The sequence below is a fragment of the Chryseobacterium sp. CG10_8 genome, assembly GCF_058117085.1.
In genome coordinates, this window is record NZ_JBYVEB010000030.1 from 23,753 (window position 1) to 31,118 (window position 7,366).

Annotated in this window: 4 protein-coding genes and 1 pseudogene; 1 reads left to right on the top strand and 4 read right to left on the bottom strand. The window is 34.8% G+C overall.

Going from position 1 to position 7,366, the window contains the following annotated elements; translation table 11 throughout:
- Window positions 1-94 precede the first annotated feature (94 nt).
- On the top strand, window positions 95-2,281 hold the full coding sequence (locus AC4AGG_RS07065; RefSeq protein WP_489771289.1) for a polyribonucleotide nucleotidyltransferase: 2,187 nt from the start codon (window positions 95-97) through the stop codon (window positions 2,279-2,281).
- 32 nt (window positions 2,282-2,313) lie between these two features.
- On the opposite strand, the gene AC4AGG_RS07070 is transcribed toward AC4AGG_RS07065, so the two are convergent.
- The 4 genes and pseudogenes from AC4AGG_RS07070 to AC4AGG_RS07085 form a co-directional block, all read right to left on the bottom strand.
- Complete coding sequence (locus tag AC4AGG_RS07070) at window positions 2,314-3,372, bottom strand: DNA polymerase beta superfamily protein (protein WP_489771290.1); 1,059 nt, start codon at window positions 3,370-3,372, stop codon at window positions 2,314-2,316.
- Window positions 3,372-5,111 (bottom strand): hypothetical protein, encoded by a 1,740-nt coding sequence (locus tag AC4AGG_RS07075; RefSeq protein ID WP_489771291.1) that lies wholly within the window; start codon window positions 5,109-5,111, stop codon window positions 3,372-3,374. The genes AC4AGG_RS07070 and AC4AGG_RS07075 overlap by 1 nt, the downstream gene beginning before the upstream one ends.
- Before the next feature lie 44 nt (window positions 5,112-5,155).
- On the bottom strand, window positions 5,156-5,908 hold the full coding sequence (locus tag AC4AGG_RS07080) for a nucleotidyltransferase domain-containing protein (RefSeq protein ID WP_489771292.1): 753 nt from the start codon (window positions 5,906-5,908) through the stop codon (window positions 5,156-5,158).
- Window positions 5,909-5,911: 3 nt separating this feature from the next.
- A pseudogene (locus tag AC4AGG_RS07085) lies at window positions 5,912-7,285 on the bottom strand (RtcB family protein); the annotation flags it as partial.
- Window positions 7,286-7,366 lie beyond the last annotated feature (81 nt).

Sequence of the window (7,366 nt, forward strand, 5' to 3'; positions counted from 1 at the left end):
ATCCAAATAATTACCTTACCTTTGCACACGAAAATTTAAAGAGTTTAAATAAATTAACGCACTCAATACGGAGTGTAAAAGACGAAACAATTTTATGAATGCTCCACAAGCAATTATTGAAAAATTTCAATTAAAAGACGGGAGAGAAATCTCCATCGAAACAGGGCGACTTGCAAAGCAAGCGGACGGTTCTGTTGTCGTAAAATGTGGCGGAACAATGCTTTTGGCAACTGTTGTCGCTAACAAAGAAGCTAACCCTGGAGTGGATTTTCTTCCACTAACAGTTGATTACAGAGAAAAATTCTACGCAGGAGGTAAAATCCCTGGAAATTTCTTTAGAAGAGAAGCAAGACCTTCTGACCAAGAAATCTTAACCATGAGATTGGTTGACCGTGTATTGCGTCCGCTTTTCCCTGAAGATTTCCACGCAGAAGTTCAGGTAATGATTTCCCTAATTTCTTATGATAAAGAAGCAATGCCAGAAGATTTAGCTGGTTTAGCTGCTTCTGCTGCGATTGCAATTACTGATATCCCTTTCAACGGACCAATGTCAGAAGTAAGAGTAGTAAGAATTGATGGTCAACTTTCGGTTAACCCAAGTTTGGAAAACCTTGCAAAAGCTGATTTGGATATTATGGTAGGTGCAACCAAAGACTCTATCGTAATGGTTGAAGGTATTATGGACGAAATTTCTGAAGAGGAAATGATTGAAGCAATTCAATACGCTCACGAAGAAATTAAAGTTCAGATTCAAGCACAAGAAAATTTAGCGGCTAAAGTTGAAAAATCTCTTCCAAAAAGAGAATATTCTCACGAAACGCACAACGAAGAAATCAGAGAAAAAGTTTGGAGAGAAACTTATGATAAAGTCTATCAAGTAGCTAAAACGCCATCTGCTAAAGAAGAAAGACATACTAACTTCGCTGCAGTTTTAGAAGAATTTTTATCTCAATATTCTGAAGAAGAAAGAGCAGAAGTTGAACCTTTTGCAAAAATATACTACCACGATGTAGAAAAAGAAGCGATGCGTCAAATGATTCTAAATGAAAAAATTCGTTTAGATGGCCGTGATCCGCAAACGATTCGTCCAATTTGGTCAGAAATTGATTATTTACCAGGAGCACACGGTTCTGCAATTTTTACGAGAGGGGAAACTCAATCGTTGACAGCAGTAACTTTAGGTTCGGTTAAAGATGCAAACATGGTAGATTCGGTTGCGATTAATTATGACGAAAAGTTCTTTTTACATTACAACTTCCCTCCTTTCTCAACTGGTGAAGCAAGACCTTTAAGAGGAACTTCAAGAAGAGAAGTAGGTCACGGAAACTTAGCTCAAAGAGCTTTAGCTAACATGATTCCTGCGGAAAATCCTTATACGATTAGAGTGGTTTCTGATATTTTGGAATCTAACGGTTCTTCTTCGATGGCAACTGTTTGTGCAGGAACTTTAGCATTAATGGATGCAGGTGTACAAATGAAAAAGCCAGTTTCTGGGATTGCAATGGGATTGATTACTGATCCTAAATCAGGAAAATTCACCGTTCTTTCAGATATCTTAGGAGATGAAGATCACTTAGGAGATATGGACTTCAAAGTAACTGGTTCTGCAGATGGAATTACCGCTTGTCAAATGGATATCAAAATCCAAGGTTTGACGATGGATATCATGAAAACTGCTTTGAATCAAGCGAAAGAAGGAAGGCTTCACATCCTTGGAGAAATCCTTAAAACCATTGACAAACCAAGAGCTGATGTTAAACCTCACGCTCCAAAAATGGAAATCTTGGAAATTTCTAAAGACTTCATCGGTGCTGTTATCGGACCTGGTGGAAAAATCATTCAACAACTTCAAAAAGATACAGATACAATTATCGCAATTGAAGAAATTGGAGAAATCGGAAGAATCGAAATCGCTGGTACAGACAGAGAAAAAATTAACGCTGCAATTGCTGCGATTAATCAAATTACCTTTGTTCCTGTTGTAGGCGAAGTCTACAAAGGAAAAGTGGTAAAAGTAATGGATTTTGGTGCTTTTGTAGCGATTGCCAAAGGAACGGAAGGTTTACTTCACATTTCTGAAATCGAATGGAAGCGTCTGGACAAAGTTCCTTATGCAGAAGGCGACGAAGTGGAAGTGAAATTTATGGGGTACGATGACCGTAAGAAAATGAAACTTTCTCGAAAAGTCTTATTACCAAGACCTCCAAAACCGGAGCAAAAACCGAGAGAAGACAGACCTCAAAACAATCAGGAAGGACAACAACCTACTGAAAATGCATAACAAGAAACTCCCGAAAATTGCGGGAGTTTTTTTTAGCTGTACAATTGATTTCTAATTTCCACCAATATTTTAGTGGTTTTCTCTAAATCAGGATAATCAGGTAGTTTAGAAATGGAATGATAATACTCAATCGAGCTGATTAATTGTTCGGCTAATTTCATGACGTCTTCATACGAACGATTTCCAGATTTGATGTCCAATAATTCGTCACGGTTCTCAACTCGAACTTGCATCGAACCTGTTTTGAAAATATGTTCGCAAGATTGTAATAACCGAATCGTGTGCATCATGTTTTTGCTGTCGTAATTCTGTCCATGATTTTGATTGACATTGTAACGTTCTTCATTGCGTTCATTGACCCATTTCCAATATTCTCTGTACGATTTGCAGTAGGTAGAATACGCATCCAAATTGCAATACAAATAAGCGATCATTTTCTCGCCTTTCGGAATTGAGGATAAAGAAACTTCATTCGCTTCTACATTTTTCATAATTCCTTTGTAACCATAAGAACCTGTTTCGTCATAAAAAACCGCAAACATTCCTTTAGTATGTGTAATGTCAATTAAACCGCATTTTTCTTGTTCTTTGTTGTGTTTTATAAGCCAATCTTCAACAGGAACTGAGCCATAATCATCCAAAATATAACAAAAATCCATCACAGACTTTCGTTCTTTTTCTACGGGATTTAGAATTTTCTTGTTGAGCCCTTTTGCTTTTTTGATTTGTGAAATCGCATATCCTGCAAAAGTATCTTTACATAATTTTGAAAGGAAATCTTCGGGTTTTAATAAATCAATTAAAGGATTTTTATGCAAAATACAATCATCTGGACTTGCCAGAATTTCTAAAATATTGGGATTATTTTTCTGAAGCAATTCTACAAAACGTCCGATTTCATAATACACCTCATCATTGGTTTCATTAGCAACTTGCGGAATATAGTTGAGTCCGAAAAAATCTTCTTTCGGAGTGAAATAAATTCCTTTAATATCCGTATCCGAACTTGGCGTATCCAAACCAAAAGACTTGCTTCCAGCAATAGCTTCGAAAAGAATAAGGTTTTGGGATTTTAGGGTGGGGATGGTCATTATATTCGTGCAACAGAGTTAATTATATAATAGTTTTTTCTTCTTTTTTCTTTAAATAGTTTTTCATTTTTAAAACCTAATCCTGTTTCATATAATTTATCAAAAATATTTGCTACTCTTGGGTTTGGCACAAATCTAAGCCCTTCTTTTATCTGAAATTTAGGATTATTTATTAATGTTGCCCATATTTCTAGTTCATCATTAGATGAAACTTTTCCTTGTAAAAGTTCTCTTTTTTTCAGCAGGTTAATAAAACCACCAACACCCAATTTTAATCTTCCAAGTGACAACATTAAAACTTCAAAATCATCTATAGACATAGATAAGGGGAAATTGTCATCATCTTCATTCAACTTTAATAACTCTGAAGTATTAATTTGCGGTTCTCGATACCTATCCATGGTAATAATTATTGAGAAAATGTTAGTGTATTTATTTGTGTCAATTTTAATTACATTGTTTTCATCATCGAGGATTTCTACATTATCTTCAAACAAAAATTTGTCTTTAACTCGCCAAGTTTGGTCATATCCCTCTTGAATTGATTTTTTAAATTTTTTCACATATCTTCTAAAAACTTCAACCGTGTTAGGATATCCACTAAATTCCATTTCTTTAACGGCTTTATTTTCAATTATTAAGGCAAGCCTTCCTTTAGCTAAACAAAGTACATCTTGCCCTTTGTTATCTAATTTATATTCATTGAAAATCTTTGCATCCTTTTTAAAATATTTAGATAGAATATTTTCAGTTTTGTTTTGTAACCACACACCTCTTCTCTTTTCAAAATTATTTTTATTATTTGAGTTTAAAATTGTATTCTCAAGAAAATCAAAAATTGAATTAATAAGTGTTTTTCGGTCAATTATTAGAATTTTATTATTTCTTAATTTAAATAGTGGTTTAAGAAGTAATGGATTTTTTTGTGTATAGTAAAGATAGTCAGTTTCATTTCTTGAAATAATAAATATACTAAGGAACATATCTATTTTTTCTTTATCATAAGAATTATAAATATCCTTAATATCAATGGAATATCTTTCACTTTTGTTGGTTAATATTTCAATTGCAGTTCTTATGTTATCTGATAATTCAAATTCTAAATTATCAATTTTATATCCATTATTTTTAAAATCATAAAATAGTTTTTTAACACCCAAATCTATTTTCATTAAATCTAATAAAAGATTCAATTTTTTAATAAATAAGGTATCTAGTATATTATAAATATTGAGAAAATCGGAAGTATGTAAACCGAAAGAGTCTTGCAATAATTTGTCTGATGGAGAAAATAGTATATTTATCCTTTCGATGACTTGTTCTTCATAATTAAAGTCTCCTGTATCATAAATATTATTAAAAATTGGCATTGCACATCTATAAAACTCTTCAAACTCTTTATAATTGAATTCATCATTTTTATTTTTTAACAATTCATCATAATAGCCGGCTCTTACAGTAATTACTTGTGAAACAATTTTAGTCCATTCTTCCGTCGTTGGAACACTTTTTTGTGATTTGTTCTCATCAGAAGATAGATTTAATCCAGCTATATATGATAATTGTCGGTATGGAGAATCTAGTCCTTGAAATGGGTAAATACTCATTCTTGGTGGCTCGATTTGAAATATTAATTCTACAATGTCTATCAAAAGAGCCTCAGAATCGTAAACAGAAATTAAATCCTTTAGGACTTTACTATCTCTTTCAATATCAAAATCACTTGGGTATTTAATCATAATGATTAGTTTTGATGTTTATATTCTAAAGTTATCAAATGTTTTTAATGTAACAACAATATCTCCCGAAAAACCCTCTCCATTTCCAATTTATCTGCATTTCCAGAAGAAAGTGTTTTGGACTTTTCTTCGGTTTCAGCTATTGTTGTTTCTAAAAATCTAAACAAATCCCAATCGTTTGGATGGAGATAAGATTCGCCTTTGGTTGCTTTAAGAGCGATTAAGTTTTCTATTTTGTTTCGGGTTTCGGTATCCACCAAAACCAATAAATCAGCAAACAAAACAGGAGGAACCGTTCCTTTTTCTATTATCCATTTTCCGGTTAAAGTAGTGCGAAGACAATAGAAATAGCTTTTTAATTTGACTTCATCCATTCTGCATGCTTCCAAATATTTTTTGCTCATGCTCAAATAGTGGTAAGAAACCGCTATCGGAGAAAAGCAAGCATCAGCGATTGGTCGAAATAATTCCACGAAACGTTTATCTTCTACATAAATGATGGGGGAATAAAACCAACTCAACAAAGCGGCGTTGGATTTTAGCAAAAGATGAAATGTCTTCCTCAAATCCCAACCAGAACCGTCCAAATCATCTTCGGTCATAAATTCTATGGTTTCGTCTTTATCCCAAGGCGAAAGATACCAATCCTTCTCATGACGGTAGATAAAACGAATGTCGTAATCGCTGTCAGGAGACGCAAATCCCCAAGCTCGGCTTCCAGATTCAACAGCGAGTAGCACTTTTACATTTCGGTGTTCTTCAACTTCTTTCAGTTTTTCAAGTATTTTTGTTCTCATTTTTTTCATTTTTTTCTTCCTCTTCCACGGGGCATTTTTCTGCCAATCTCCTGCCATAATACAACCGTAAGGCATCACTTCGTCAATTACTTCTCCTAAACCAAATTCTTCCATTTGTGCTCTCACATTTTGCGCATTTTTGTACGCACTGGGTAATTCGGAGATATCAATTTCGTTGGAGAAAAATCGCACGTCTAAACCTTGGGTTTCTTCTTCAAAGATTTCTTCAACCGGTTTTTCTCCGAAAGACCTTTTGTGTTGGCTTCTGCTGAAATTTCTTCCTGCACCGTGAGGAGCAAATCCTAAATTTCTACCATTTGTGGCTCCACTCACAATCAAAACAGGTTCTGCCATATTCAGAGGGATTAATCTTGGGCCTGTAATGTCGGGTAAAAATTTGTCGTCCAACGGAGTTGCTCCTTTGGCATGGTAGAATAAATCTCCATCTCTGAATACAAAATTATGTTCGTTCCAATATCTGTTTTCGGCTTTCACATTTAATTCTTTCAAAACCGCATCATGTATGCTTTCGTGGTTGCATTTTGTCCATTTTCTTATGATTTGCAATGCTTCCCAATAACTCTGTCCTTCTTCGGTATCAAAAGGAATCCAAGCGTTTACTTTCAACGTTTCAGGCGATAATTCTTTTCTGAATCTTTCGGCGGTTTTCATTCCTTTATCGTACAAATACGCACCTGGAGCTCTGGAACCATGATGTGTAATCAACATCGTATTCCCTGTTTTTTTGGAAATCCCTACAAACATAAAATGGTTTCCATCGCCTTGAGTTCCCATATGTGCACGAGCGGTACTAATCAAATTTTCGTCATTCAAAAAATAATTGCTTCTAAATTCCTCCATCAATTCAATCGGCATATACATTTGGTTTCCTCTCGGTCTTCCTCCGAATCCGAAATGCGTATGTTGGTGTCCCGCATCCAAAACCAATTTGGGCTCAATTTTTCCGAAATCCGTCAACATCACAGAGCAGCAAATATCTGCGCTATGCATTCCCGGATGAATGGCGTTTTTTGCAATCGCGACACCACCAACAGGAATAATTCCTTTTTCACCGGTCGGACAAGCATCGGGCATCAAAGCACCACCAATCATGGTCGGTGTTTTCAACATTTCGTTCATCGTTTCAATCACTTTTTGAACGTTGTCTTCTTCCGCTTCGTTTTCCGCTTTGATGTTGCAAACAAAATTTGCAGGTTCTTGCATTAATGGAATAGGTTCAGGTGATTGAAATTGTTCTAAATACTCGTTGACTTCAACTTCTGTCAAATCGTTTGAGTTGATATACTCCAAAGCTTCAGCGAACCATTTTGCTGGTCTGTAACCCAAATCGATGATATATTGTCCTGTAATTTTCATTCTCATTTCTTTAATTTCAAGTGCAAAGTAAAAACCCAATTGCGCAATCTTTTTGCGTAGTTTGAAAATTTTTAAATATTT

What these genes read in the sequence shown, in the direction of transcription:
- AC4AGG_RS07075 (WP_489771291.1), bottom strand. Translation starts at nt 5,111, where the DNA reads ATGATTAAATACCCAAGTGATTTTGATATTGAAAGAGATAGTAAAGTC.
- AC4AGG_RS07070 (WP_489771290.1), bottom strand. Translation starts at nt 3,372, where the DNA reads ATGACCATCCCCACCCTAAAATCCCAAAACCTTATTCTTTTCGAAGCT.
- AC4AGG_RS07065 (WP_489771289.1), top strand. Translation starts at nt 95, where the DNA reads ATGAATGCTCCACAAGCAATTATTGAAAAATTTCAATTAAAAGACGGG.
- AC4AGG_RS07080 (WP_489771292.1), bottom strand. Translation starts at nt 5,908, where the DNA reads ATGAGAACAAAAATACTTGAAAAACTGAAAGAAGTTGAAGAACACCGA.